This is a genomic window from Polynucleobacter sp. es-GGE-1 (genome assembly GCF_018882005.1).
Classification (GTDB): domain Bacteria; phylum Pseudomonadota; class Gammaproteobacteria; order Burkholderiales; family Burkholderiaceae; genus Polynucleobacter.
This window is the reverse complement of sequence record NZ_JACVPE010000001.1, coordinates 119643-142481: the sequence shown is the minus strand read 5'-3', so window position 1 is coordinate 142481 and position 22839 is coordinate 119643. Positions and strand designations below refer to the sequence as shown.

Annotated in this window: 35 protein-coding genes; 8 read left to right on the top strand and 27 right to left on the bottom strand. The window is 45.7% G+C overall.

The window, feature by feature from the left end:
• Positions 1-2337 (bottom strand): penicillin-binding protein 1A, encoded by a 2337-nt coding sequence (locus ICN35_RS00820; RefSeq protein ID WP_216123478.1) that lies wholly within the window; start codon positions 2335-2337, stop codon positions 1-3.
• 119 nt (positions 2338-2456) lie between these two features.
• On the opposite strand from ICN35_RS00820, the gene ICN35_RS00815 reads away from it, so the two are divergent.
• Genes ICN35_RS00815 through aroB form a run of 4 tightly spaced genes read left to right on the top strand, consistent with a single transcriptional unit; the run spans position 2457 to position 5841 of the window.
• Positions 2457-3116: a hypothetical protein gene (locus ICN35_RS00815; RefSeq protein ID WP_216123476.1), complete on the top strand. Its 660-nt coding sequence runs from the start codon at positions 2457-2459 to the stop codon at positions 3114-3116.
• The gene (locus tag ICN35_RS00810; protein ID WP_255535656.1) at positions 3113-4213 is read left to right on the top strand and encodes a secretin and TonB N-terminal domain-containing protein; all 1101 of its coding nucleotides are present in this window, start codon (positions 3113-3115) and stop codon (positions 4211-4213) included. Before ICN35_RS00815 ends, ICN35_RS00810 begins: the two co-directional genes overlap by 4 nt.
• 12 nt (positions 4214-4225) lie before the next feature.
• Entirely contained in the window at positions 4226-4750 is a 525-nt protein-coding gene (locus ICN35_RS00805; RefSeq protein ID WP_216123474.1) for a shikimate kinase, read from the top strand.
• Between the two features lie 8 nt (positions 4751-4758).
• Positions 4759-5841, top strand: coding sequence for a 3-dehydroquinate synthase (gene aroB / locus ICN35_RS00800; protein WP_255535654.1), 1083 nt, complete (start codon positions 4759-4761; stop codon positions 5839-5841).
• Here aroB and cyaY read toward each other — a convergent pair.
• A complete protein-coding gene (gene cyaY / locus ICN35_RS00795; RefSeq protein ID WP_215296118.1) occupies positions 5838-6221 on the bottom strand; it encodes an iron donor protein CyaY in 384 nt (127 codons plus the stop codon). The genes aroB and cyaY overlap by 4 nt on opposite strands.
• 47 nt (positions 6222-6268) lie before the next feature.
• Between cyaY and ICN35_RS11460 the strand changes: the two genes are divergently transcribed.
• The gene (locus ICN35_RS11460; protein WP_223146553.1) at positions 6269-6448 is read left to right on the top strand and encodes a lipoprotein; all 180 of its coding nucleotides are present in this window, start codon (positions 6269-6271) and stop codon (positions 6446-6448) included.
• Positions 6445-7743: a diaminopimelate decarboxylase gene (gene lysA, locus ICN35_RS00790; RefSeq protein ID WP_216860784.1), complete on the top strand. Its 1299-nt coding sequence runs from the start codon at positions 6445-6447 to the stop codon at positions 7741-7743. The genes ICN35_RS11460 and lysA overlap by 4 nt, the downstream gene beginning before the upstream one ends.
• Before the next feature lie 93 nt (positions 7744-7836).
• Here lysA and ICN35_RS00785 read toward each other — a convergent pair whose 3' ends face one another.
• The gene (locus ICN35_RS00785) at positions 7837-8562 is read right to left on the bottom strand and encodes a cytochrome c (RefSeq protein WP_216123470.1); all 726 of its coding nucleotides are present in this window, start codon (positions 8560-8562) and stop codon (positions 7837-7839) included.
• Positions 8563-8677: 115 nt separating this feature from the next.
• Here ICN35_RS00785 and yihA point away from each other — a divergent pair, with 115 nt between their 5' ends.
• Both yihA and hemB read left to right on the top strand, forming a co-directional pair.
• Complete coding sequence (yihA, locus tag ICN35_RS00780) at positions 8678-9343, top strand: ribosome biogenesis GTP-binding protein YihA/YsxC (RefSeq protein WP_216123468.1); 666 nt, start codon at positions 8678-8680, stop codon at positions 9341-9343.
• Positions 9327-10346, top strand: a complete 1020-nt coding sequence (hemB, locus tag ICN35_RS00775) for a porphobilinogen synthase (protein ID WP_216123535.1) — start codon at positions 9327-9329, stop codon at positions 10344-10346. Before yihA ends, hemB begins: the two co-directional genes overlap by 17 nt.
• A 104-nt stretch (positions 10347-10450) precedes the next feature.
• On the opposite strand, the gene ICN35_RS00770 is transcribed toward hemB, so the two are convergent.
• From ICN35_RS00770 to rplP, 24 genes are all read right to left on the bottom strand, one after another.
• On the bottom strand, positions 10451-10831 hold the full coding sequence (locus ICN35_RS00770) for a hypothetical protein (RefSeq protein WP_255535651.1): 381 nt from the start codon (positions 10829-10831) through the stop codon (positions 10451-10453).
• A gap of 5 nt (positions 10832-10836) precedes the next feature.
• On the bottom strand, positions 10837-12504 hold the full coding sequence (gene dsbD / locus ICN35_RS00765) for a protein-disulfide reductase DsbD (protein WP_255535650.1): 1668 nt from the start codon (positions 12502-12504) through the stop codon (positions 10837-10839).
• A gap of 2 nt (positions 12505-12506) precedes the next feature.
• Positions 12507-12869 carry a divalent-cation tolerance protein CutA gene (gene cutA / locus ICN35_RS00760; RefSeq protein ID WP_216123466.1) on the bottom strand — a complete coding sequence of 121 codons (363 nt, stop codon included), beginning with the start codon at positions 12867-12869 and terminating at the stop codon, positions 12507-12509.
• A gap of 68 nt (positions 12870-12937) precedes the next feature.
• Positions 12938-13333 carry a 50S ribosomal protein L17 gene (rplQ, locus tag ICN35_RS00755; RefSeq protein WP_087908811.1) on the bottom strand — a complete coding sequence of 132 codons (396 nt, stop codon included), beginning with the start codon at positions 13331-13333 and terminating at the stop codon, positions 12938-12940.
• A 16-nt stretch (positions 13334-13349) separates the two neighbouring features.
• On the bottom strand, positions 13350-14330 hold the full coding sequence (gene rpoA / locus ICN35_RS00750; RefSeq protein ID WP_215319470.1) for a DNA-directed RNA polymerase subunit alpha: 981 nt from the start codon (positions 14328-14330) through the stop codon (positions 13350-13352).
• Positions 14331-14353: 23 nt separating this feature from the next.
• Positions 14354-14977 (bottom strand): 30S ribosomal protein S4, encoded by a 624-nt coding sequence (rpsD, locus tag ICN35_RS00745; RefSeq protein ID WP_173954863.1) that lies wholly within the window; start codon positions 14975-14977, stop codon positions 14354-14356.
• 116 nt (positions 14978-15093) lie between these two features.
• Positions 15094-15501: a 30S ribosomal protein S11 gene (gene rpsK, locus ICN35_RS00740; protein WP_088525623.1), complete on the bottom strand. Its 408-nt coding sequence runs from the start codon at positions 15499-15501 to the stop codon at positions 15094-15096.
• 18 nt (positions 15502-15519) lie between these two features.
• Positions 15520-15885, bottom strand: coding sequence for a 30S ribosomal protein S13 (rpsM, locus tag ICN35_RS00735; RefSeq protein ID WP_215296111.1), 366 nt, complete (start codon positions 15883-15885; stop codon positions 15520-15522).
• Positions 15886-15909: 24 nt separating this feature from the next.
• Entirely contained in the window at positions 15910-16026 is a 117-nt protein-coding gene (rpmJ, locus tag ICN35_RS00730) for a 50S ribosomal protein L36 (protein WP_012357167.1), read from the bottom strand.
• A gap of 34 nt (positions 16027-16060) precedes the next feature.
• Positions 16061-16279: a translation initiation factor IF-1 gene (gene infA / locus ICN35_RS00725; protein WP_015420252.1), complete on the bottom strand. Its 219-nt coding sequence runs from the start codon at positions 16277-16279 to the stop codon at positions 16061-16063.
• 4 nt (positions 16280-16283) lie between these two features.
• Positions 16284-17621: a preprotein translocase subunit SecY gene (gene secY, locus ICN35_RS00720; protein ID WP_216123465.1), complete on the bottom strand. Its 1338-nt coding sequence runs from the start codon at positions 17619-17621 to the stop codon at positions 16284-16286.
• 18 nt (positions 17622-17639) lie between these two features.
• Positions 17640-18080, bottom strand: a complete 441-nt coding sequence (rplO, locus tag ICN35_RS00715) for a 50S ribosomal protein L15 (RefSeq protein ID WP_216123464.1) — start codon at positions 18078-18080, stop codon at positions 17640-17642.
• A 27-nt stretch (positions 18081-18107) separates the two neighbouring features.
• On the bottom strand, positions 18108-18296 hold the full coding sequence (rpmD, locus tag ICN35_RS00710) for a 50S ribosomal protein L30 (RefSeq protein WP_216123461.1): 189 nt from the start codon (positions 18294-18296) through the stop codon (positions 18108-18110).
• Between the two features lie 24 nt (positions 18297-18320).
• Positions 18321-18839, bottom strand: a complete 519-nt coding sequence (gene rpsE, locus ICN35_RS00705) for a 30S ribosomal protein S5 (protein WP_068947703.1) — start codon at positions 18837-18839, stop codon at positions 18321-18323.
• Positions 18840-18857: 18 nt separating this feature from the next.
• Positions 18858-19211, bottom strand: coding sequence for a 50S ribosomal protein L18 (rplR, locus tag ICN35_RS00700; protein WP_216123460.1), 354 nt, complete (start codon positions 19209-19211; stop codon positions 18858-18860).
• A gap of 13 nt (positions 19212-19224) precedes the next feature.
• On the bottom strand, positions 19225-19758 hold the full coding sequence (gene rplF / locus ICN35_RS00695) for a 50S ribosomal protein L6 (protein WP_215296106.1): 534 nt from the start codon (positions 19756-19758) through the stop codon (positions 19225-19227).
• A 10-nt stretch (positions 19759-19768) separates the two neighbouring features.
• Entirely contained in the window at positions 19769-20164 is a 396-nt protein-coding gene (gene rpsH / locus ICN35_RS00690) for a 30S ribosomal protein S8 (RefSeq protein ID WP_215296105.1), read from the bottom strand.
• A gap of 24 nt (positions 20165-20188) precedes the next feature.
• The gene (gene rpsN, locus ICN35_RS00685) at positions 20189-20494 is read right to left on the bottom strand and encodes a 30S ribosomal protein S14 (protein ID WP_011901913.1); all 306 of its coding nucleotides are present in this window, start codon (positions 20492-20494) and stop codon (positions 20189-20191) included.
• Between the two features lie 9 nt (positions 20495-20503).
• Positions 20504-21046, bottom strand: a complete 543-nt coding sequence (gene rplE / locus ICN35_RS00680; protein ID WP_216123457.1) for a 50S ribosomal protein L5 — start codon at positions 21044-21046, stop codon at positions 20504-20506.
• Between the two features lie 16 nt (positions 21047-21062).
• Positions 21063-21371 carry a 50S ribosomal protein L24 gene (gene rplX / locus ICN35_RS00675; protein ID WP_215296103.1) on the bottom strand — a complete coding sequence of 103 codons (309 nt, stop codon included), beginning with the start codon at positions 21369-21371 and terminating at the stop codon, positions 21063-21065.
• 9 nt (positions 21372-21380) lie between these two features.
• Positions 21381-21749 carry a 50S ribosomal protein L14 gene (gene rplN, locus ICN35_RS00670; protein WP_087908804.1) on the bottom strand — a complete coding sequence of 123 codons (369 nt, stop codon included), beginning with the start codon at positions 21747-21749 and terminating at the stop codon, positions 21381-21383.
• Positions 21750-21933: 184 nt separating this feature from the next.
• Positions 21934-22203 (bottom strand): 30S ribosomal protein S17, encoded by a 270-nt coding sequence (gene rpsQ / locus ICN35_RS00665; protein WP_215296102.1) that lies wholly within the window; start codon positions 22201-22203, stop codon positions 21934-21936.
• Positions 22204-22215: 12 nt separating this feature from the next.
• Entirely contained in the window at positions 22216-22410 is a 195-nt protein-coding gene (gene rpmC, locus ICN35_RS00660) for a 50S ribosomal protein L29 (protein WP_215296101.1), read from the bottom strand.
• A gap of 14 nt (positions 22411-22424) precedes the next feature.
• Positions 22425-22838 (bottom strand): 50S ribosomal protein L16, encoded by a 414-nt coding sequence (gene rplP, locus ICN35_RS00655; protein ID WP_071464443.1) that lies wholly within the window; start codon positions 22836-22838, stop codon positions 22425-22427.
• Position 22839: the final 1 nt, after the last annotated feature.

The following is a 22839-nucleotide window of genomic DNA, read 5'->3' as shown; positions in this document are numbered from 1 at the left end:
CTACTGTAGTTCGCGTACTCCACCACTGCGAGAGAACTCAGGAATAAACCAATCGCCATCCGCTTGCGTTACACCCTCTGGAACAGGACGTGATTCTTGTGGAGAATCTCTCAAAGCGGTCGTCATGTAAGCAATCCATATTGGTAAAGCAAGGCCGCCACCTGTTTCACGATCACCCAAACTGGCTGGCTTATCAAAACCAATCCAAGCAATGGCAACAACTTGAGGGTTGTAACCTGCAAACCAGGCATCATGGGATTCATTAGTAGTGCCCGTCTTACCAGCAATATCGTTACGCCCAAGCTTGACGCGGGCCGATGCAGCAGTACCTGTCTTGGTCACTTCTTGCAGCATGCTATCCATCACGAAGGCAGTACGAGCATCTAAAACACGAGGGGCGCCATCACCTACGCGTGTTGGTTTAGCGTCAAACAAAATAGTGCCTTTCGCATCAACCATCTTATCGATCAAGAATGGATCTACCCGATAACCGCCATTTGCAAACACACTATATGCGGAAGCCATTTGCAAAGGTGTTACTGATCCCGCACCCAAAGCCATGGTCAGATAAGGTGGATGTTTCTCTGGCTCAAAACCAAATCGTTGAATAAATTCCTGAGCATATGAGGGACCAATCGCTCGAATAATACGGACGGATACTAAGTTCTTAGATTTGGCCAAAGCATTACGCAAACGCATCATGCCGTCATATTTACCATCGTAGTTTTTTGGCTCCCACGCTTGGCTGCCGGTCTCTAAGCTGCCTATGGATAAAGGTGCGTCATTGACCATCGTGCTTGGCGTAAAACCTTTTTCAATTGCTGCAGCATAAATAAACGGCTTGAATGAAGAGCCTGGCTGACGTAAGGCCTGGGTCACGTGATTAAATTGATTGCGACGGAAATCAAACCCTCCTACCAAGGAGAGAATCGCGCCCGTATTTGCATTCATGGATACAAAGGCAGCTTCAACCTGTGGCAATTGCGCCAGTTTCCATACACCACCGTCCGATAGCAATCTCACCACTGCGCCTGAACGTAGACGCTTTTTGGGCTGAGTACTGTCAGTCAAAGAAGCTGCGGCTAACTTCATGCCATCGCCCTTGAGCGTAATAGTGTCGCCAGTAGAAATCATCACCTGCATTTCCTTTGGCTTTACATCCAACACAACACCAGACTGCAAGTCATCCAACTGAGGATAGGCTAACAAGGCTTCGTCGATAGCGCGCTGACGTTTCACCTGCTCTTGAGGTAAATCGATAAAGCCTTCTGGACCGCGGTATGCGTGGCGCAGGTCATACTCGAATATTCCACGACGCACTGCTTTATAAGCGGCGTCTTGGTCGGCCTTCAAGATGGTGGTGTATACATCGATCCCTTGAGAATAGATTGCTTCGCCGTATTGACTAAACAGTAATTGGCGGACCATCTCGGCAGGGAAATCTGCGCGCACTGCAAACTCATTACCTAGTCCACGGATGCGCAACTCCTCGGCCATTGCTTTTTGGTATTGCTCAGTACTGATGTAGCCAAGATCGCGCATGCGCTGCAAAATATATTCTTGACGAATCTTTGCGCGCCTGTAATTAGTCACTGGGTTGTATGCCGAAGGGGCTTTAGGTAATCCGGCCAACATCGCCGATTCTGCAATCGAGATATCTTTTAAGTCCTTGCCGAAATAAATCTGTGCTGCACTAGAAAATCCATATGCCCGCTGGCCCAAGAAAATTTGGTTCATATAGATTTCAAGGATCTTATCCTTGGTTAACTGAGATTCAATTTCCCAGGCTAACAAGACTTCATAAATTTTCCTGCTAAAAGTTTTCTCATTACTCAAGAAGAAATTGCGAGCAACCTGCATCGTAATAGTCGAGGCACCCTGTGAAAGGTTGCCTCGCAAATTAGTTGCTGCCGCCCGAATGATTCCCACATAATCTACGCCACCATGAGAGTAGAAGCGATCATCCTCAATGGCCAATACAGCGTTTTTCATGCTCGCTGGAATTTCACTCAGCGGAATGACTTTGCGGCGTTCTTCACCAAACTCGCCGATTAATACCTTATCAGCCGTATATATACGCAAAGGTGTTTTGGGGTTGTAATCCGTTAATGCAGAAATTTTTGGCAAATTGGGTTTAGCTATCAGAAAGGCGTATCCCAATATCAGCGTCACCACGAATGCCGCGGCTACACCAATAATGAGCAGTGCTTTAACAAGGGGGCTACCAGAAGATTTACGTGGCGCGCCTGGATCGACTCGAGGCTGACGTGGACGTCTGTCGGGCTGACGAATAGGACGTTGATTAAACGTCGGCTTGTCTTTTGGGGGAAGCGCCATAAGCTTAAATTATAGGGTGCCTAGGCAATTCCACCGAAAGCTCCAAAACCCTCATTTTCCGACCACTAGTTCAATAAAGGCTGATAGTTTTTTGTCTCCCACATTTTCAGAATATGGGCATGCCTTCACGCCAAATATCCCCGCAGTCCTTTGATGAAATTTTGACTGAACTTGGGGATGATCCTGCGATCCCAGACCCCCATGGAATCCGTAAATCTGGTAGCCCCAAAACCCAGCCAAAAGTACAGGTCCCAAGTCAGATTCCATCTGTAGCCGATCTCAAGAAAATTGGCATATTAATTGCAGTGGTTGTCGGCTTAATTGGTCTAGGGATTGTCTTATTTACCGCCTACGATTCTTCGCAAGCCTCCGAGGAATCGAATCTAGCAATGGCACAAAACCAGATTTCAGAACTCAAAAAAGAATTGACTAATGTACGTGAAGAAATTCTAGAAATTGAGGATGAGCTATATGATGCAATTGATTTATTAGAAGTAAGCATTCACTCATTAAACTACAATAAGCCATCAATAACCACAAAACCTAAACCTCAAACAATTCCTTTCGAGGCTGAGCTTCGCCGTTGGCGTTACATGGGACTCAGCCAAATTGGCTCATCCCAGCGAGCCTTTTTCCACAATGGGGAAGGAACGGTCATGCTTGAAAAAGGATCACTCGCACTGGGTGATTGGAGGCTTAGCCAGCTCGATAAAGAGCTTGCCATCCTTACCCATTCTCAAGGCAAATCTTTTACTCTCAAACCCGCCAAAACTGAATGATCTTTCCACTCAAAAACCACATCCTATGCCTGGTCCTATTGACGATTGTTTTAAGCACCCCCGCAGCTGGAACGCTTGTGCAAAATAAGGAGCTGGAAGTGCCTATCAGTTTGCAATTTACTGATATTGATGTGGTTGAGCTTTTACAAATTCTTGCCAAACTTGGCAGCACCAATTTTTTATTAAGCGAATCCATTAAAGGCAAGATCACGGTCGATCTTCACAACACGCCTTGGCAAACTGCCCTCCACTCCATTTTGGCTAGCCGAGGTTTGCGCTTAGTCAGAAATGGTGACATCTACTGGATTGGTCCACATGCGGAAATTGCTGCATTTCAGAAATATCGCCGCGAAGATGCTGCACTTCCTTTTGGCGGGGATCACATCAATAGTCCACAACAGATCTTGATTGAGGCTCGCATTGTAGAAGCGGATGAGCGCTTTGCCCGTGAGCTTGGCGCCAAACTGGGTTACCAAGTAAATTCCCTAGGCGGAATTCCAGATAACAAAATTAGTAGTAGCTTTGATTTGGCTGGCACCGGCTTAAATGGCTTTAACCCCGCAGCAGTTGCGGCAACCTTAGTTTCTAAGAACGCTAGCCGCCTTTTACAGATGGAGCTCTCAGCACTCGAGTCGGAAGGTCAGGGCAAGATTCTCTCTAATCCGCGCATCATGACAGGAGATCAGGTGAAGGCCACAATTGAGCAAGGAACCGAACTGCCATACCAAACCACCTCACAAAATGGTAGCAAGCTGCAGTTCAGAAAAGCCAACTTGCGTTTAGAGGTTTTGCCCAAAATCCACCCTGATGGAAAAATTTCTATGTTGGTTGGGATCAATAAAGACACTATTGGTATGAAAACAGAGCAGGGTTACGCCATCGATACCAAAAGCCTCAGTTCCGAAGTAACCGTTGAGAATGGTGGCACCGCGATTATTGGCGGGATATTTCAGACAACTGAGAGAGAGGATGAGGTCAAGGTGCCTCTATTGGGAGATATCCCCCTGATTGGCCATTTATTTCGTCATAAATCCAAATTAAAAGATAAAACTGAACTCCTAGTCTTCCTAACTCCTACCGTTCTAGATAAACCCTAATAAAATCAAAGAGTGAACTCTATAAAGAACAATATCTTTCTAATCGGCCTCATGGGCGCCGGAAAGTCGACCGTTGGTAAAGTTCTAGCAAAAAAATTAGGGCGTCGATTTTTAGATGCTGATCATGTTATTGAAGAGCGTTGTGGTGTAAAAATTCCCGTCATCTTTGAGATGGAAGGTGAAGAAGGCTTTCGCAAGCGCGAAGCTCAAGCCATCCGTGAGGTCACGAATGAAAAAAATATCGTGCTTGCTACTGGTGGTGGCGCTGTATTGCTGCCAGAGAATCGCAAGGCCCTGAGTGAACGAGGCACTGTCATTTATCTACATGCTAACCCAATTGAGTTGTGGCATCGTACCAAGAGTGGCGAAGGTCGCCCCCTGCTTCTCAACGGGGATGCAAAAAAAATTCTAGAAAATTTATACGTCATTCGTGATCCTTTATATCGCGAGATTGCTGATCATGTCATTGAAACTGGTAAGCCCAGCGTCAATCAGCTGGTGAACACCTTAATCATGCAACTTGAACTTTCCACTTGAAATTTATGATGAAAACACTTGAAGTTGATCTTGGTAATCGCAGCTATCCAATTTATATTGGCACTGACTTAATTGATCAGCCTCAGTTATTTAGCGCCTGCGAAAAATCAAGCTCGATTTACATCGTCACCAATACAACAGTGGCCCCCCTATATGCCCAGCGCCTTACCAAAACTCTAGAAACTTTTGGCAAGCCGGTAAGAACTATCACCCTGCCAGATGGTGAGTCATATAAAGATTGGAAAAATCTTCAATTGATTTTTGATGACCTTCTAAAATTCGGCGCTGATCGTCAAACCATGTTGGTGGCATTAGGTGGCGGTGTAATTGGAGATATGACTGGCTTCGCAGCTGCTAGCTTCATGCGTGGTATTCGCTTTATTCAAGTACCCACCACTCTTTTAGCTCAAGTAGATTCTTCCGTTGGCGGCAAAACGGGCATCAATCATCCTTTAGGTAAAAATATGATTGGCGCCTTTCATCAGCCGGTTGCCGTCATTGCTGACCTGAATACTTTGAAGACACTGCCACCACGCGAACTATCTGCAGGCCTTGCTGAAGTAGTGAAACATGGTGCGATTGCAGATTCTCAATTTTTAGATTGGATTGAAGCAAATGCAAAATCATTACTAAACTGTGATACCGCTGCAATGGGTCATGCAGTCCTGCGTTCTTGTGAAATTAAATCCGCAGTGGTTTCTGCTGACGAGAGAGAAGGTGGCATTCGTGCTACCTTGAACTTTGGGCATACCTTTGGTCATGCGATTGAGGCAGGTATGGGTTACGGTGAATGGTTACATGGTGAAGCGGTTGGATGCGGCATGGTACTTGGTGCAGACTTATCTTGCCGACTCAATTTCATTACCAAGGCAGAGGCTGAGCGTCTAACCAACATTATTCAGTCAATGAATCTTCCAATCGCCCCGCCAAAATTTGGTACCGAGCGTTATATAGAACTCATGCAAGTTGATAAAAAAACGGAGGGCGGGCAAATCCGCTACGTAGTTCTAGAAAAAATTGGTAAGGCGCAAATTAAAAGTGTGCCAGATGCACAGGTTATTGATACCTTAATAGCAACTGGGGCTGCTTAAGCCTTGATTAGTTGAATCTTGACTGGCTGCCCCGCTTGGGTGCTAGCAAATTCTGAAAGATCGCTCAAAAGCTCTTTGCCAGTCTTAGTGTCCAGCCATAGGGGCTGCGACATGGTTCCTGCCCAGCGATAGTGATATCCGCCTGATTTCGCAGCTACCCAAATTTCATGGAGCGGGGCTTGGGTATTGACCACAATCACGCTTTTATCCCGAAACCGAATATTGATGACATTGCCTCCTTGGCGCTCCACATCCAGATCGAGATCCAACTCATCATCGGCAGATTCTAATGCCACTTCGATCGACTGCAATAGATTGCTGCCCAACTGGTAAAACTGCTTGTCGTCAATGGTTTCCACACCTGAATTATTTGGATTCATAACAGAGTCCTGCATGCTATATTCAATCATTCGTTTTAGAGACATTCATGATAGCGATTCTTAACAGAGCCCTTGGTATTAGCCTCCTAATATCCCTTGTGGGATGTGGGGTTAGAGGTCCCCTGTTCATACCAAATGTGCCGCCTGCTCCTACAGCCCCTTCTGAGCCTGAGCCTAAGGGCAAACTCTACCCGCCACCCGCCACTTCATCATCGGTCCAGCAATGACAAGCAAAGTAATTCCTCTTCCTAAATTATCTGGATTTACTGAGCGTAGTGGCAATTGGTATGCCGAAGACATTGCGCTGGCGGATTTAGCAAAAGAATTTGGTACCCCACTTTACGTTTACAGTAAAAAAGCACTGACTGAGGCATACCAAGCGTACGACAAAGCTTGCATGGATAACAAAGGTAATCGTCGCGCACGCGTTCACTACGCCATGAAGGCCAACAGTAATTTAGCCGTCATTGATTGCTTTAAACAACTTGGTGCCGGTTTTGATTTGGTTAGTGGAGGCGAATTAGCTCGTGCATTAGCGATTGGCGCAGACCCTAAGAGCTTGGTATTTGCTGGCGTTGGTAAATCCGCTTCTGAAATTGCAACTGCACTCAAAGCTGGTGTCAAATGCATCAATGTGGAATCGATTGCTGAGCTTCACAAAATTAATCACGTTGCAACCGAACTTAAGCTACGTGCCCCGATTTCCTTACGCGTCAATCCTGATGTCGATGCGCAAACACATCCCTATATCTCTACAGGTTTAAAAGGAAATAAGTTTGGCATCGCGTATCACGAAGTATTAAAAACTTATCGTGAAGCGGCACAACTCTCTCAAATTGATGTCGTTGGAATTGATTGTCATATTGGCTCTCAAATTACCACGACTGCGCCTTACCTAGATGCGCTTGATAAAGTATTGGATCTGGTAGCGGAACTAAAGAAAGAAGGCATCGTTATTCATCATCTTGATCTCGGTGGTGGTCTTGGAATTTCCTATAGTGATGAAACGCCTCCTGATATCACCGACTTCACTAATACCTTATTAAATCGAGTGGCAGAACGCGGGTTTGGGCATTTAGATGTTGTCCTTGAGCCTGGCAGATCCCTAGTAGGCAATGCTGGCGTGCTTTTGACCACCGTTGAATACCTCAAGCCCGGTGCTGAGAAAAACTTTTGCATCGTTGACGCAGCCATGACTGAACTCATGCGCCCTGCCCTGTATGAGGCTCACCATGGCATCGTTCCAGTACAAGCTAAAGAAGCCAAGGCACTCACTTATGACATCGTGGGTCCTGTATGCGAATCAGGTGATTGGCTTGGAAGAGATCGTTATCTTGCCGTTGAAGAGGGTGATCTTCTAGCTATTCTTTCTGCTGGTGCTTATGGATTTGTGATGGCCTCGAACTACAACACGCGCCCCAAACCAGCAGAGATTATGGTTGATGGAAATAATGCTTATGTGATTCGTGCTCGTGAAAAAACGACGGACTTGTTTACAAGTGAAAGTGTTTTACCAAAATAATTTACGAGAAAAATTACTACTGCTTTAAAAGTGTTGGACAAATAAAAACCCCGCTACATGAGCGGGGTTTTTATTTAAAGCTTGGAAAATAACTTAGTGCAAACCAGCCATGTAGTCAGCAACCGCTTTCATTTCTTGATCAGACAGCTTAGTAGCAATCGTCGTCATTTGGCTGCTGTTTTTACGAACACCTTCGCGGAAAGCTAGCAACTGTGCATTGGTGTATTCAGCCCACTGGCCACCCAAGAGCGGATACTGCGCAGGAATACCAGCACCCGTTGGGCTGTGGCATGCTGCACAAGCAGGAACGCCTTTTGCTGCAATACCACCACGATAAATACTTTGACCTAACTCAATCGTGTCTTTGTTTTGTGCAACACCTTGTGAAATCGATTGCTTGGCTAAATAGGCAGCAATATTTTGCATATCTTGTTCGGTCAAAGTGGCAGCCATACCCATCATGATTGGGTTAGCACGACTACCTTCTTTAAAGTTCTTCAACTGCTTGGCTGTATAGGCCGCATGCTGAGCAGAGAGTTTTGGCCATGCACCGACTGCGCTTTGGCCTTTAGGGCCATGGCAAGTGATACAAGCAGTAACGCCACGCGTTACATCGCCGTTTGAATATAAAGTCTCACCAACAGCTGGATCAGTTTTTGGCTTGCCTGGAACCGCAGCCTTAGCTTCAGCAGCTGGAGCCATAGGTGCAGCATCAGCTGCAATTGCCACGCCAGAAGCGCCAACTAGGGCGAAAATGGAAAGGGCTACAAAACCAGCACGCAAGCTAGTGAATTTGGAGATTTGGGAGGTTTGACGCATTATGTTTACCTTGGCAAAAATTCCTAAAAGTGTTTGGGCCCTACATTTACAACCTTTTTACCCAACACCATGAGATATTTCATGATTTGGCGTGATTTTACAATAGCTTCAGGACATGTCTAAACTCTTTCAAGCCCGATTCGCCACCACAGTCAATGACACCCATTGCCTGCCTGCCACACCCCTGCGTGAGGTAGCCTTTGCTGGTCGCTCAAATGCGGGTAAATCGAGCGCAATTAACGTCCTTTGTAACCAAAAAAGGCTTGCTTTTGCCAGCAAGACCCCTGGTCGGACCCAACACATCAACTATTTTGGTCTTTTCTCAAAAGACGACCTTTTAGCCTATTTAGTGGACTTACCAGGCTATGGCTATGCCGCCGTGAATCATGAGACCAAATACCACTGGAACACCCTTCTCAGTGACTATTTACAAGAGCGCGAGCAATTAGTTGGCATGGTCCTGATTGTCGATGCGCGGCGCGGCATTACCGATCTTGATGAGCAAATGATTCAATGGTTTGTTCCAACAGGCAAACCGATTCATATCTTGCTCAGTAAGTGCGACAAACTCAATAAAAGCGAATGCAAACATGCTCTGGAAGCCGTCCGCAAACAACTCCAACAATACGACCCTGCGCTTCCAGAGGGCACTGGTGACTCCAAGCAACTTACGGCACAATTGTTCTCAAGCACCAAGCGTATTGGCCTTGAAGAGGCAGATAATTTAATTATTAAATGGCTATTTGAAGCAGAAACCCATGAAGATGAAATCACAAGCTAGCTCTTTACTTAACTTTCCAGAACATCGCCCTCGTCGTATGCGTCGCGATGATTGGTCACGTCGACTCATGCAAGAAAATAGCGTGTCTGCGAACGACTTGATCTATCCAGTCTTCTTACTAGAAGGCCAAGGCAAATCTGAGGCTGTTGCTTCCATGCCCGGCGTCAATCGTGTTTCATTAGATTTGTTATTGCCTGTTGCGCAAGAGTGTGTTGATCTAGGTATTCCAGTGCTAGCACTTTTTCCAGTAATAGATGCTTCGTTAAAAACACCTGATGGTAAAGAAGCATTCAATCCAAATGGCCTCATCCCTAATGCAGTTCGTGAACTCAAAAAACGTTTCCCGAATTTAGGCATCATGACGGACGTTGCGCTTGATCCGTATACAAGCCATGGTCAAGATGGCGTTCTCGATGAGCAAGGCCGTATTCTGAATGATGAGACTTCAGCGATCTTAGTAAAGCAGGCAGTTGCACAAGCAGAAGCTGGTGTCGATATCGTCGCACCATCAGACATGATGGATGGTCGTATTGGAAAAATTCGGGAAGCACTTGAGCAAAAGAATTTAATTCATACGCGCATCATGGCGTACTCAGCCAAATATGCATCCGCCTTTTATGGCCCATTTAGAGATGCAGTAGGTTCCGCCAAGAATCTTGGTAAGGCTGATAAGAAAATCTATCAAATGGATTGCGCCAATGGTGACGAGGCTTTGCGGGAGGTTGCACTAGATATTAGCGAAGGTGCAGATATGGTCATGGTCAAGCCTGGGATGCCTTATTTAGATATCGTGCGTCGCGTGAGAGAAGAGTTTGATTACCCCACTTATGCCTATCAAGTGAGCGGTGAATACGCGATGCTCAAAGCTGCTGCACAAAATGGTTGGCTAGATCACGATGCTGTCATGATGGAATCTTTACTTGCATTTAAACGTGCTGGTGCCGATGGTGTGCTGACTTACTTTGCGCTGGAAGCAGCAAGACTCATGAAATCAGGTAGGTGAAGCTTCTTTGAATTGATCGCCAATTCTGATTTGGCCAGAGTCTAAAATTTGGGCCCTAATACCACCCCTGTTTTTAAATGCAGAAATAAAATCAGACTTCTTGCTTAAGCTCGCCGGGCGCTCACAAGGGATACATAATTCTGTAGCTTTAAGTCGAATTGAGCCCAGAAAAAAAATTCTCTTCCAACCAACTGATTGAGACCTTCTGCGCTCACACCCTCAATCACGATATTTCTTCTTGTTTCACTCGAAAGATAGGCCTTTAATCCGCCCGCCGCCAACTCTTCGTTAGCAACTTCAATTTCTGAAAGCGCAATCAGAGAAACATCCCTGATTTTTGCTGGAACAGAGTCAGAGAATGCGCCGATACCAAGCGCGTATCTATCGCCCTCAATTCCTACGCCAGGACTAAGTCTCGCAGCATCCCTTTTAATCATGGGCTCACCGGCCTGAGAGGCAATATAAATCGAGTGTATTTTGATCATAGTGATTAGTTCCGCAGCAACTTTTGCAAACGCTCAATGAAACGCTGAGGCGGCATATAGCCAATCACACGTTGCTCTTTTTGTTCTTCTGAGTTTGGGTTAAAGATCAAAATCCCCGGCGGACCAAATAATCCAAAACGTTTTAGTAGCGCCTGATTTTCTGGGCTGTTAGCAGTAACATCGGCTTGCAATAGCACCAACTGCTTCAATTCTTTACTGACCTCTGGATTTGTAAAGGTGTTCACTTCCATTTCTTTGCAACTAATACACCAGTCTGCATAGAAATCTAACAAGACCCATTTTTTCTCTTGCTGCGCTTTCGCAAGCTGTGCATCTAATTCTGCTGGTGAATGAATCACCACAAAAGATAGCTCTCCTACCTGATGGATGCGTTGGCCATTGATTGTTTTGACAGATCCAATAGGTTCATTTTTCTGAATTAAAGGAGAGGCAATCCACGCTGCGGTAGCTACCAACAAGACACCCAAGGTGCGCTGTAACCAGACCATCCAGATACCAGTCGAGGGAATCAAAATACGCGCCTCAATTGCAATAAAGAGGAGTGGCAAGCCCATGCCTAAGGCCATCACAAATAGCAATCCTGCGCCTAGACTCATAGAACCTGTCTGGGCGATAAACGCTAAAACGCCTGCTAATGGCGCTGTAATACATGGGCTGGCAACCAAAGTAGAAATGCCGCCTAAGATAAAGGCGCCTAAAATGCTACCTCCCTTTTGGCGCCCAGCTAAACGATCAATATGGTGATGCCATGACTGAGGCAATCGTAGATCATAGAGACCGAACAGGCTACCCGACAAAGCTAGTAGCAAGATTGCGAAGGCGGCTAGTGCAAGTGGACTTTGTAGTGCCCTTTGTACACTACCGCCAAGGGCTGCCATGAGGACCCCAGCCAAGGAATACACCAAGGCCATACCCAAGACATATGCAAGTGCAAGTAGGCTCGCACGGCCCTTAGAGATCGCCTTACCGCCCTGCGTTCCGAAGATGACACTAGAGAGAATTGGCAGCATTGGTAAAACACAGGGCGTAAAAGCTAAAGCGAGCCCTAAAACAAAGAAAGCAAGAAATAAATAACCAGTTGATGTGCCCTCTAAAAAACGGGTAATCGCATTAACGTCGTCTCGTTCGCGCCATAAATCAGTCAAGCTCAATTTAGCTTGAGTGTTGACAGCAGCCTGGGCACCACCAAGCACTTCAGGTATTGGCGCTGCTCTAACACCAGGGCCTGCCAATAGAAATTTTAGAGTCATCGGTGGATAGCAAATACCAGCCTCTGCACAACCTTGCAAACCTAGCTCAATATGAATAGGCCTAGCAGGGGCTGGATTGACATCTAATAGAACGATAAAAGGCTGCTTATACACTTGCAGTTTTTTCTGAAAAGTTTCATCAAACTTTTCTATACCCTTTGGCAATGCAGGCCTTGTTATATATAGCTTTCCGAGCTCAGTTCCCACTTGAAATTGGAGTGATTCTTGATAGAGGTAATAGCCCTTAGCAGGCATAAACTCAATCTCAACTTGCTTGGAGTTTTCCAACCAAGTAGCCTCGACCCGAAATGCTTTTTCTGGTGGTAAAAAATCAGTTGCAGCAAAAACTGGTGTCATTAACAGCGAAAGTGCTGTGATAACCATTCTCAGAAAGGATTGCATTCTCATATCTTCGAATTTACCTCAGCTTCTACCCACTCACCGTATTGCTGTGCATATTGTGCTGGTGAAAAAGCCAGAATTTCGGGAAGGTCATAAGGATGTTGAGCTCGAATAAAGCTTGAGATCTCTGACCATTTACTACTGATAGTTTTCGCTGATAGAAGAATTTCTTGTTCTTCACAAACCTTCCCTTCCCAGCGGTAAATAGAATGGACGCCATCAATCAGTTGCACGCACGCAGCAATCTTTTGCTCCACTAAAGCGCAAGCTAAGCTTTTGGCAATCTCCATATTAGGCAGGCTTGTGACCACCACCAGAAGCTGATTGGGATTAACAGGGGCGGTAACTGAGGGGTTTTGAGGCATACCGTATTTATAAACCTATCAATGAAAAAAGCCAGACCGAAGCCTGGCTTTTTGCGTATCTAAGAGACTTAAGCCTCTTCAGCTACAACTGCTGTTTCTTCAACTTCTGGACGGTCAACCAACTCAACCAATGCCATAGGCGCATTGTCGCCATGACGGAAGCCAAACTTCAAAATACGAAGATAGCCACCTGGACGTGTTGCGTAACGTGGGCCGAGCTCTGTGAAGAGTTTGGCCACGATATCGCGATCACGAGTGCGATTAAATGCCAAGCGACGGTTTGCTAAGTTGTCTTTTTTACCCAAGGTAATCAAAGGCTCAACAACCATGCGCAATTCTTTTGCTTTTGGCAAAGTGGTTTTAATCACTTCATGCTCCAAAAGAGAATTGGACATATTGCGCAACATCGCCAGACGATGTGAAGATGTTCTATTTAGTTTGCGTAAGCCGTTTCCGTGACGCATGATGCTTCCTTTCTAATTATTTCTCGAGGTTAGCTGGAGGCCAGCTTTCGAGTTTCATGCCAAGACTTAAGCCACGAGCAGCCAATACATCTTTGATTTCATTCAAAGACTTACGACCCAAATTAGGCGTCTTCAACAATTCATTCTCTGTACGTTGAATCAAGTCACCGATGTAGTAAATGTTCTCAGCCTTCAAGCAGTTTGCAGAGCGAACTGTGAGTTCGAGATCATCAACTGGACGCATCAACATTGGATCAACCATTGAAGAGCGACTTGGTGCAAGATCACCAGACACTTCACTGCTCTCAAGAGCTGCGAATACAACTAACTGATCCACCAAGATGCTAGCCGCTTGACGAATTGCTTCTTCAGGAGACAACACACCGTTTGTTTCGATAGTCATTACGAGACGATCGAGGTCGGTACGTTGCTCAACACGAGCAGATTCAACAGCATAGCTAACGCGGCTTACTGGACTAAATGAGGCATCCAATACGATACGGCCAATGATCTTAGTAGTCTCGTCGTTGTATTGACGCACGTTACCAGGAACATAACCACGACCTTTTTCAACCTTAATCTGCATATCTAACTTGCCACCAGCAGACAAGTGAGCGATCACGTGATCAGGATTGATGATTTCTACATCATGTGGCAAATCGATATCTTTTGCAGTAACAACACCTGGACCTTCTTTACGCAAATTGATAGTGACTTCGTCACGGGATTGCAACTTAAATACGATTCCCTTGAGGTTGAGCAAGAGGTTTACAACGTCTTCTTGCACGCCATCCAATGTGGAATATTCATGAACTACACCTGCAATAGCTACTTCAGTTGGTGCATAACCAACCATCGAGGACAAGAGTACGCGACGTAATGCATTTCCGAGTGTGTGGCCATAGCCACGCTCGAACGGCTCCATAACAACCTTAGCTTGGTTGGCGGAAAGCGCTTCAACAGAAATAATTTTTGGCTTGAGCAAATTTGTTTGCATATTTTTTCCTTGATAGTGCCTAATTAGCGTGAATACAATTCGACGATCAAACTTTCATTAATTTCACCGCTAATATCTTCGCGGTCGGGCACTTGCTTAAATGTTCCTTCCAGCTTAGCCGCATCAACTGAAACCCAGGTAACTGCAGACATTTGCTGAACCAAATTGAGTGATTCTGTAATACGCGCTTGCTTCTTCGCTTTTTCACGAATTGCAACCACATCACCAGGCTTAACTTGGATGGATGGAATATTCACTGCGCTGCCATTGAGCATGATGGCGCCATGAGAAACTAACTGACGTGCTTCAGCACGTGTTGAACCAAAGCCCATGCGATACACCACGTTGTCGAGACGTGACTCTAGCAATTGGAGCAATGTTTCGCCAGTATTGCCCTTACGACGCTCAGCTTCTGCGAAGTAACGACGAAATTGACGCTCTAATACGCCATAGATACGCTTAACCTTTTGCTTTTCACGCAACTGATTACCGTAGTCTGATGTTCTTGAGCCAGATGTACGGCCATGTTGACCAGGCTTAGTATCTAACTTGCACTTGTCTGACAGTGCGCGACGTGCGCTCTTTAAAAATAAGTCGGTACCTTCCCGACGTGCTAATTTGGCCTTAGGCCCTAAGTAACGTGCCACGATGCTTTCCTTTCTTTGCCGCAGTCTTGCGACCGGCGGTGAGTTCATCCTTTAAATCAGATGAACGGTGGGCTTTAATAAAAAACTACTAAAACTTGTACTGCCAACTTCCTAGCTTAGATACGACGACGCTTAGGAGGACGGCAACCGTTGTGAGGGACTGGAGTGACGTCTTGAATCTCAGTGATCTTGATCCCCAATGAGTTCAATGCACGAACTGCTGATTCACGACCTGGGCCTGGGCCTTTGATCTGAACTTCCAAGTTCTTGATACCGCATTCAACGGCAGCTTTACCAGCAACTTCAGCCGCTACTTGAGCAGCAAAAGGTGTTGACTTACGTGAGCCTTTGAAGCCTTGGCCGCCAGAAGTTGCCCATGAAAGCGCATTTCCTTGACGATCAGTGATCGTAATAATGGTGTTATTAAAAGAAGCATGAACGTGTGCAATACCGTCAGCAACGTTCTTTTTAACCTTCTTACGAGTGCGCTGTGAAGCGGCGGAAGCGGATTGTTGTTTTGCCATGTCAATAAACTTTCTTGATTATTTCTTCAGTGCGATGCCGGACTTACGTGGGCCCTTACGGGTACGCGCATTGGTCTTAGTACGTTGACCACGAACAGGCAAGCCCTTACGATGACGCACGCCACGGTAGCAACCTAAGTCCATCAAACGCTTGATGCTCATAGTTACTTCACGACGAAGGTCACCTTCGGTGATGAACTTACCTACTTCATCACGCAACTTTTCCAAGTCAGCGTCAGTAAGATCTTTAACTTTTTTATCGATTGCAACACCTGTGGTTTGGCAAATTTTGTGAGCACGAGTTGTGCCAATGCCAAAAATTGCTGTTAAACCGATAACAGTATGTTGATGATTTGGGATGTTTACCCCAGCGATACGTGCCATGAGATTTCCTCTTAATTAACCAGATCAGCCTTGACGCTGCTTATGACGTGCGTCTGAAGAACAGATCACGCGCACAACGCGTTTGCGCTTAATGATCTTGCAATTTCTGCAAATACACTTAACGGATGCTAAAACTTTCATAACTCACCTCTTAAAAATAGGTACTACTTAATCTTTACTTCGCTCGGAAAATGATTCTGGCGCGCGTCAGGTCGTAAGGAGTCATCTCCACCGTTACCTTATCTCCCGGCAAAATACGAATGTAGTGCATCCGCATCTTTCCAGAAATGTGCCCTAGAACCACATGTCCGTTTTCTAGCTTCACGCGAAACATCGCGTTCGGCAAATTCTCAATAATCTCTCCCGCCATCTGAATAACATCGTCTTTAGACATTCAGTTAAGCGCCCATCTTAAAATTGGCTTTTTTCATCAAAGAGCCGTACTGCTGTTGCATCACGTATGACTGAACTTGAGCCATGAAATCCATTGCAACAACCACAATAATCAACAATGAAGTACCGCCAAAATAGAACGGCACGTTGTACTTCAACACTAAAAATTCTGGTAATAAACAAACCAAGACCATGTAAATTGCACCAGCCAAAGTTAAGCGCACCAGGATCTTATCAATATATCGTGCTGTTTGATCGCCTGGACGAATACCCGGAACAAATGCACCGCTCTTCTTCAAGTTATCTGCTGTCTCACGACTGTTAAATACCAATGCGGTGTAGAAGAAACAGAAGAAGATGATCGCTGCAGCATACAAAATTGTGTATACAGGCTGGCCAGGAGCTAATGTTGCTGCCAAGTCTTTAATGATTCTGCTAAACATGTTGGTTGGCTCACCTGAAGTAAACCAGCCAGCAATCGTTGCAGGGAACAAAATAATTGAAGACGCAAAAATTGGAGGAATAACGCCTGCCATGTTTAACTTCAATGGGAAGTAAGAAGATTGGCCACCGTAAACCTTATTGCCAACCTGGCGCTTAGCGTAGCTCACTAAGATACGACGCTGACCGCGCTCTACGAATACCACAAAATAAGTCACTGCTACGCAAATGACAACGATGAGTAATGCAGAAATAATATTCATCGAGCCAGTACGAACTAACTCTAATAAGCTAGCTAAAGCGTTTGGCAAACCAGAGACGATGCCGCCAAAAATAATGATGGAAATACCGTTACCCAAACCACGCTCAGTGATTTGCTCACCAAGCCACATCAAGAACATCGTGCCAGTTACCAGAGTTACTACAGTATTGATTTCAAACATCAAACCTGGATTAACCACTAGTCCTGGCTGAGCTTGCAAAGCAACAGAGATTCCTAATGCCTGGAAGGTTGCTAAAAGCACAGTGCCGTAACGGGTGTACTGAGTGATCTTGCGCTGACCAGCTTGGCCTTCTTTTTTCAAAGACTCTAATGATGGCACAACAATAGTCATTAACTGCATGATGATCGATGCAGAAATATAAGGCATGATTCCCAGGGCAAATACAGTAAAGCGAGATAACGCACCGCCTGAGAACAAGTTAAACATTCCCAAGATGCCGTCTTTTTGGCCAGCAAATAACTGCGCGAGCTGGTCTGGATCAATACCCGGAACTGGAATATGGGCACCTAAACGGAACACGAGCAAAGCCAACACCAAGAAAATCAAGCGTTGACGTAATTCGCCAAACTTGCCTCCTGCTGTTGCAGTCCCTGGGTTATTGGTAGGTGCTAATGCCATTTTGAATAAAAAGACCTATTACGCTGCTTCAACCAATTTGCCGCCAGCCGCTTCAATGGCTGCTTTTGCGCCAGCAGTTGCTGTAATACCCTTAAGGGTTACAGCAATGTTGATTTCACCAGTCTTAATTACCTTCACAGCATTAATTTGTTCGCCAGCAAAGCCATGAGCCTTCAATGTCAACAAGTCCACTTCTGGCAAGTTGATTTTTGCTAAGTCGTTCAAAGTAATTTGGCCAACATGACGACGTGTCAAAGACACGAAACCGCGTTTTGGCAAACGACGATACATAGGCATCTGGCCGCCTTCGAATCCAACCTTGTGGAATCCGCCGGAACGAGATTTTTGACCTTTGTGACCACGGCCAGCAGTTTTACCAAGGCCAGAACCAATGCCGCGACCTACGCGACGACGGTTTTTCTTGGAGCCCTCTGCGGGCTTGAGTGTATTGAGTTCCATATTCTTCGCCTATTTACTTGCTAGTTATCAGCTAACGACTTTAACTAGATAAGAAACTTTATTAATCATGCCGCGAACAGCTGGCGTATCTTCCAATTCAGAAACTGAATTAATACGACCAAGGCCTAAGCCACGCACAGTTGCACGGTGGCTTTCACGAGTACCGATCAAGCTGCGCACTAATTGCAGTTTGACTTTGGAGTTTGATTTTGTCATTTGTAGAGTCCTAATCTTTTGGTCTTAGCCGAGAATCTCTTCAACTGACTTACCGCGCTTAGCAGCAATCTCAGCAGGAGTACTCATCTTGCTCAAACCATCAATCGTTGCGCGAACCAAGTTGTACGGGTTTGTAGAGCCCAGGGACTTAGCAACTACGTTGGTTACACCCATTACGTCGAAAATTGCGCGCATTGGGCCGCCAGCAATAATTCCAGTACCGTCTTTAGCTGGAGAAATCAAAACGCGTGAGGCGCCATGTTGACCAGTAACGGTATGCTGCAAAGTACCTTTACGTAAGGAAACTTTGATCATCTTGCGACGAGCTTCATCCATTGCTTTTTGAACAGCCACTGGAACTTCTTTTGATTTGCCTTTACCCATGCCGATGCGGCCATCGCCATCGCCAACTACAGTGAGTGCGGCAAAGCCAAGAATACGACCACCCTTAACCACTTTAGTTACACGATTAACAGCGATCATCTTCTCGCGAAGACCATCATCACGCTCTTCGTTTTGCATCTTAGTTTGCATTTTTGCCATGTTTTTTCCTAAACCCTATTAGAACTTCAGGCCGGCTTCACGCGCAGCTTCAGCTAAGGCCTTAATACGGCCGTGGTAACGATGACCGGAACGATCAAAAGCAACATCAACAATGCCTGCCTTAACAGCACGCTCAGCAACTAACTTGCCGATTTGTTTCGCTGCATCAGCGTTGCCGCCGTTTTTGATCGCTTGGCGCAATTCTTTTTCCATTGTTGAAGCAGCTGCCACAACTTTGGTTCCGCATGGGCTATATACCTGAGCAGAAATATGAGTATTGCTACGGATGACTGTTAAGCGATTTGCCTTTGCTTCGGCAATGCGAATACGAGTCTGCCGAGCACGTCTTTGTCTGGATTCGTCTTTATTCATTTTCTAATCTCGCTTACTTCTTCTTAGTTTCTTTCAGATGCACAACCTCATCCACGTAGCGAACACCTTTGCCTTTGTATGGCTCTGGTGAACGGTATGCGCGAACTTCCGCTGCGACCTGGCCAACTTGCTGCTTGTTGGAGCCTTTAATAATGATTTCAGTTTGCGATGGAGTCTCAGCTTTTACGCCCTTTGGCAGGTTGTAAATAATGTCGTGTGAGAAACCAAGCTGCAACTTCAATGTTTCGCCTTGGGCTTGAGCACGGTAACCAACTCCTACCAAGCTGAGTTTGCGCTCAAAGCCAGCAGTAACGCCAACAACCATGTTATTGACCAAAGCACGTGCCGTACCTGACTGTGCACCAGCTTCTGGTGAGTCGTTGTTGACAACCACTGTCAATACGCCATCTGCTTGTTTCAAACCAACAGCAGGATGCAAGTTGTGTGTCAATGTGCCCAAAGGACCTTTAACAGTAATGTTTGCACCGTTGATGCTGATTTCAGCGCCCTTAGGAACTGTAATTGGTGATTTACCTACGCGTGACATATTTCGCTCCTTAAGCTACGTAGCAAATAACTTCGCCGCCCACGCCTGTTGCACGTGCTTTACGGTCTGTCATTACGCCTTGAGGGGTTGAAATAATTGCAATGCCCAAGCCATTCATTACTTCTGGAATGTCATGACGTCCTTTATAGATACGTAGACTTGGTGTAGATACACGGTCAATACGCTCGATAACAGGACGGCCTGCATAGTATTTGAGATCAATGTGGAGCACTGGTTTAGCTGCTTCACCTTTGATTTCGAAACTTTCGATATAGCCTTCATCTTGCAAAACTTTTGCAATAGCTACTTTAACTTTTGACGACGGCATTGCGACCAAAGGCTTCTGCACTGCTTGCGCATTGCGGATCCGGGTCAACATGTCGGCGATTGGATCGCTGATACTCATGAGTTCTCCTAATTCTTTCGCCGCTTACCAGCTGGCCTTGGTTAAACCGGGGATTTCGCCACGGAAGGCGATTTCACGAATCTTGCTACGAGCCAAACCGAACTTACGGAATGTGCCGCGTGGGCGACCGGTTAATGAACAACGATTTCTTTGACGAATCGGGCTTGCGTTACGTGGAAGTGCCTGTAGCTTCAAGCGAGCTTCATAGCGCTCTTCATCGCTGCGCGATTGATCAGCAATGATCGCTTTGAGTTCAGCACGCTTAACAGCGTACTTCTCTACAGTTTTTGCGCGCTTATTCTCGCGCTCAATCAGGGATAGTTTTGCCACGTTAGCCTCTTAATTGCGGAAAGGGAATTTGAATGCTGCCAACAAAGCTTTTGCTTCTTCGTCGGTTTTAGCAGTCGTCGTAATACTGATATTGAGACCACGCAGAGCATCAATCTTGTCGTATTCGATTTCAGGGAAAATGATTTGTTCTTTAACGCCGATGTTGTAGTTGCCACGACCATCAAATGCTTTGCCGGAGATGCCGCGGAAGTCACGTACGCGTGGTAATGCAACAGTCACGAAACGATCCAAGAATTCGTACATGCGTTGACCACGCAATGTCACCATGGAACCAATTGGGTAGCCTTGACGAATTTTGAAACCAGCAATCGCTTTTTTAGCTTTAGTTACCACTGGCTTTTGGCCTGCAACTTTAGTTAAATCGCCAACTGCATTTTCGATAATTTTCTTGTCGTTCACTGCATCGCCCAAGCCCATATTCAGGGTCACTTTGGTGATACGTGGAACTTCCATTACAGACTTGTAACCAAACTTGGTAATCAAATCAGCAACAACTTTTTGTTGATAGTGTTCTTGAAAACGTGTGCTCATAATTTCTCCGTGCCCCTTATGCGCTTAATGTCGCGCCAGTGGTTTTGAGGAAACGCTGTTTTTTACCGTCAACGAGTTTGATACCAACACGTGATGGTTTGCCGTTACCGTCAACCAAAGCCACATTAGAAATGTGAACAGGCATAGTCTTGTCAATCATGCCGCCGGTTACACCAGCAGCTGGGTTTGGCTTAACGCTCTTTTTATAAATATTCACGCCTTCGATGACTAACTTCTCATCGAGAATGGCTGTAACAGTTCCTTGCTTGCCTTTATCACGGCCAGTCAACAGAACTACGGAATCACCTTTACGAATCTTTTTCATATCAGCCTCTTAAATCACTTCGGGGGCGAGAGAAACGATCTTCATGAACTTTTCAGTACGCAATTCGCGTGTAACTGGTCCAAAGATACGTGTGCCAATTGGCTCTAACTTAGCGTTGAGCAATACCGCAGCGTTTGCATCGAACTTAATCAATGAACCGTCTGGACGGCGAACACCCTTAGCTGTTCTCACTACAACAGCGTTATAAATATCACCTTTTTTTACACGGCCACGTGGAGCGGCTGACTTAACAGTCACCTTAATGACATCACCAATACTGGCGTAACGACGCTTAGAGCCGCCCAATACCTTGATGCACAAAACTTCACTGGCGCCAGTGTTATCGGCGACCTGCAATCTACTTTCGGTTTGTATCATTTCTAATCCCCAACTTATTGGCCAAAGGCAAACAGTCTTGGTTCCGTCTATGGGCTTTAACGAAAATTAAAACCCGGAATTAATGAAAAACACTGCTTCTCCAATAAAACCAGAGAAGCCATCTATTCTACTACGTAAAACAGGGATTTGGTAAGAAACTTCGCCAAAATCCCTTAAAAATACCTTAAATACCCTTTGAAGCCTCAACCAAACGGGTTACAACCCAAGATTTGGTGCGTGAAATTGGCTTAGATTCAGCAATTTCAACCGTATCACCCATCTTGTAGGTGCTAGTTTCGTCATGAGCGTGGTACTTTTTGGACTGGCCAACATACTTACCAATCACGGGATGCTTGACTTGACGCTCAACCAACACGGTCACAGTTTTTTGCATTTTGTCGCTAACAACGCGGCCCACGAGGGTGCGGCGTAAGGGTTTAGATAATTCAGTCATATCCCTTTTTCCTTATTTCTGCGCAGTCTTTTGGGCAATAAAAGTCTTAACACGAGCAATGTCGCGCTTCGTTTTACCCAATTGGCTGGTATTGGTGAGTTGCTGAGTGCCTTTTTGCATACGGAGCTTAAAGTTAGTCTTTAAGAGCTCTGTCAATTCTGCGTTCAAGCCAGTCAGATCTTTGGTTGCTAATTCTTTATTTTTCATAATCTCTATCCCGATCAACCTAAGTGGCGAATCACGAAAGTGGTCTGCAAAGGCAACTTAGCGGCAGCAAGCTTGAAAGCTTCGCGCGCCAAAGTCTCATCCACACCATCCATTTCGTAAAGCACTTTGCCTGGTTGAATTTCAGCTACGTAGTACTCTGGATTACCTTTACCGTTACCCATACGTACTTCAGCAGGTTTTTGTGAAATTGGCTTATCTGGGAAAATACGAATCCAGATACGACCACCACGTTTAATGTGGCGGGTCATTGCGCGACGTGCTGACTCGATTTGACGAGCAGTCAGACGGCCACGGCCAACGGCCTTCAAGCCAAAGTCACCAAAGGCTACAGAACTACCGCGTGTTGCCACGCCAGTGTTACGGCCTTTTTGTTCCTTACGATACTTACGACGCTTTGGTTGTAGCATG

What these genes read in the sequence shown, in the direction of transcription:
- ICN35_RS00820 (WP_216123478.1), bottom strand. Translation starts at nt 2,337, where the DNA reads ATGGCGCTTCCCCCAAAAGACAAGCCGACGTTTAATCAACGTCCTATT.
- ICN35_RS00815 (WP_216123476.1), top strand. Translation starts at nt 2,457, where the DNA reads ATGCCTTCACGCCAAATATCCCCGCAGTCCTTTGATGAAATTTTGACT.
- ICN35_RS00810 (WP_255535656.1), top strand. Translation starts at nt 3,113, where the DNA reads ATGATCTTTCCACTCAAAAACCACATCCTATGCCTGGTCCTATTGACG.
- aroB (WP_255535654.1), top strand. Translation starts at nt 4,759, where the DNA reads ATGAAAACACTTGAAGTTGATCTTGGTAATCGCAGCTATCCAATTTAT.
- cyaY (WP_215296118.1), bottom strand. Translation starts at nt 6,221, where the DNA reads ATGAATCCAAATAATTCAGGTGTGGAAACCATTGACGACAAGCAGTTT.
- ICN35_RS11460 (WP_223146553.1), top strand. Translation starts at nt 6,269, where the DNA reads ATGATAGCGATTCTTAACAGAGCCCTTGGTATTAGCCTCCTAATATCC.
- lysA (WP_216860784.1), top strand. Translation starts at nt 6,445, where the DNA reads ATGACAAGCAAAGTAATTCCTCTTCCTAAATTATCTGGATTTACTGAG.
- ICN35_RS00785 (WP_216123470.1), bottom strand. Translation starts at nt 8,562, where the DNA reads ATGCGTCAAACCTCCCAAATCTCCAAATTCACTAGCTTGCGTGCTGGT.
- yihA (WP_216123468.1), top strand. Translation starts at nt 8,678, where the DNA reads ATGTCTAAACTCTTTCAAGCCCGATTCGCCACCACAGTCAATGACACC.
- hemB (WP_216123535.1), top strand. Translation starts at nt 9,327, where the DNA reads ATGAAATCACAAGCTAGCTCTTTACTTAACTTTCCAGAACATCGCCCT.
- ICN35_RS00770 (WP_255535651.1), bottom strand. Translation starts at nt 10,831, where the DNA reads ATGATCAAAATACACTCGATTTATATTGCCTCTCAGGCCGGTGAGCCC.
- dsbD (WP_255535650.1), bottom strand. Translation starts at nt 12,504, where the DNA reads ATGCAATCCTTTCTGAGAATGGTTATCACAGCACTTTCGCTGTTAATG.
- cutA (WP_216123466.1), bottom strand. Translation starts at nt 12,869, where the DNA reads ATGCCTCAAAACCCCTCAGTTACCGCCCCTGTTAATCCCAATCAGCTT.
- rplQ (WP_087908811.1), bottom strand. Translation starts at nt 13,333, where the DNA reads ATGCGTCACGGAAACGGCTTACGCAAACTAAATAGAACATCTTCACAT.
- rpoA (WP_215319470.1), bottom strand. Translation starts at nt 14,330, where the DNA reads ATGCAAACAAATTTGCTCAAGCCAAAAATTATTTCTGTTGAAGCGCTT.
- rpsK (WP_088525623.1), bottom strand. Translation starts at nt 15,501, where the DNA reads ATGGCAAAACAACAATCCGCTTCCGCCGCTTCACAGCGCACTCGTAAG.
- rpsM (WP_215296111.1), bottom strand. Translation starts at nt 15,885, where the DNA reads ATGGCACGTATCGCTGGGGTAAACATCCCAAATCATCAACATACTGTT.
- rpmJ (WP_012357167.1), bottom strand. Translation starts at nt 16,026, where the DNA reads ATGAAAGTTTTAGCATCCGTTAAGTGTATTTGCAGAAATTGCAAGATC.
- infA (WP_015420252.1), bottom strand. Translation starts at nt 16,279, where the DNA reads ATGTCTAAAGACGATGTTATTCAGATGGCGGGAGAGATTATTGAGAAT.
- secY (WP_216123465.1), bottom strand. Translation starts at nt 17,621, where the DNA reads ATGGCATTAGCACCTACCAATAACCCAGGGACTGCAACAGCAGGAGGC.
- rplO (WP_216123464.1), bottom strand. Translation starts at nt 18,080, where the DNA reads ATGGAACTCAATACACTCAAGCCCGCAGAGGGCTCCAAGAAAAACCGT.
- rpmD (WP_216123461.1), bottom strand. Translation starts at nt 18,296, where the DNA reads ATGACAAAATCAAACTCCAAAGTCAAACTGCAATTAGTGCGCAGCTTG.
- rpsE (WP_068947703.1), bottom strand. Translation starts at nt 18,839, where the DNA reads ATGGCAAAAATGCAAACTAAGATGCAAAACGAAGAGCGTGATGATGGT.
- rplR (WP_216123460.1), bottom strand. Translation starts at nt 19,211, where the DNA reads ATGAATAAAGACGAATCCAGACAAAGACGTGCTCGGCAGACTCGTATT.
- rplF (WP_215296106.1), bottom strand. Translation starts at nt 19,758, where the DNA reads ATGTCACGCGTAGGTAAATCACCAATTACAGTTCCTAAGGGCGCTGAA.
- rpsH (WP_215296105.1), bottom strand. Translation starts at nt 20,164, where the DNA reads ATGAGTATCAGCGATCCAATCGCCGACATGTTGACCCGGATCCGCAAT.
- rplE (WP_216123457.1), bottom strand. Translation starts at nt 21,046, where the DNA reads ATGAGCACACGTTTTCAAGAACACTATCAACAAAAAGTTGTTGCTGAT.
- rplX (WP_215296103.1), bottom strand. Translation starts at nt 21,371, where the DNA reads ATGAAAAAGATTCGTAAAGGTGATTCCGTAGTTCTGTTGACTGGCCGT.
- rplN (WP_087908804.1), bottom strand. Translation starts at nt 21,749, where the DNA reads ATGATACAAACCGAAAGTAGATTGCAGGTCGCCGATAACACTGGCGCC.
- rpsQ (WP_215296102.1), bottom strand. Translation starts at nt 22,203, where the DNA reads ATGACTGAATTATCTAAACCCTTACGCCGCACCCTCGTGGGCCGCGTT.
- rpmC (WP_215296101.1), bottom strand. Translation starts at nt 22,410, where the DNA reads ATGAAAAATAAAGAATTAGCAACCAAAGATCTGACTGGCTTGAACGCA.
- rplP (WP_071464443.1), bottom strand. Translation starts at nt 22,838, where the DNA reads ATGCTACAACCAAAGCGTCGTAAGTATCGTAAGGAACAAAAAGGCCGT.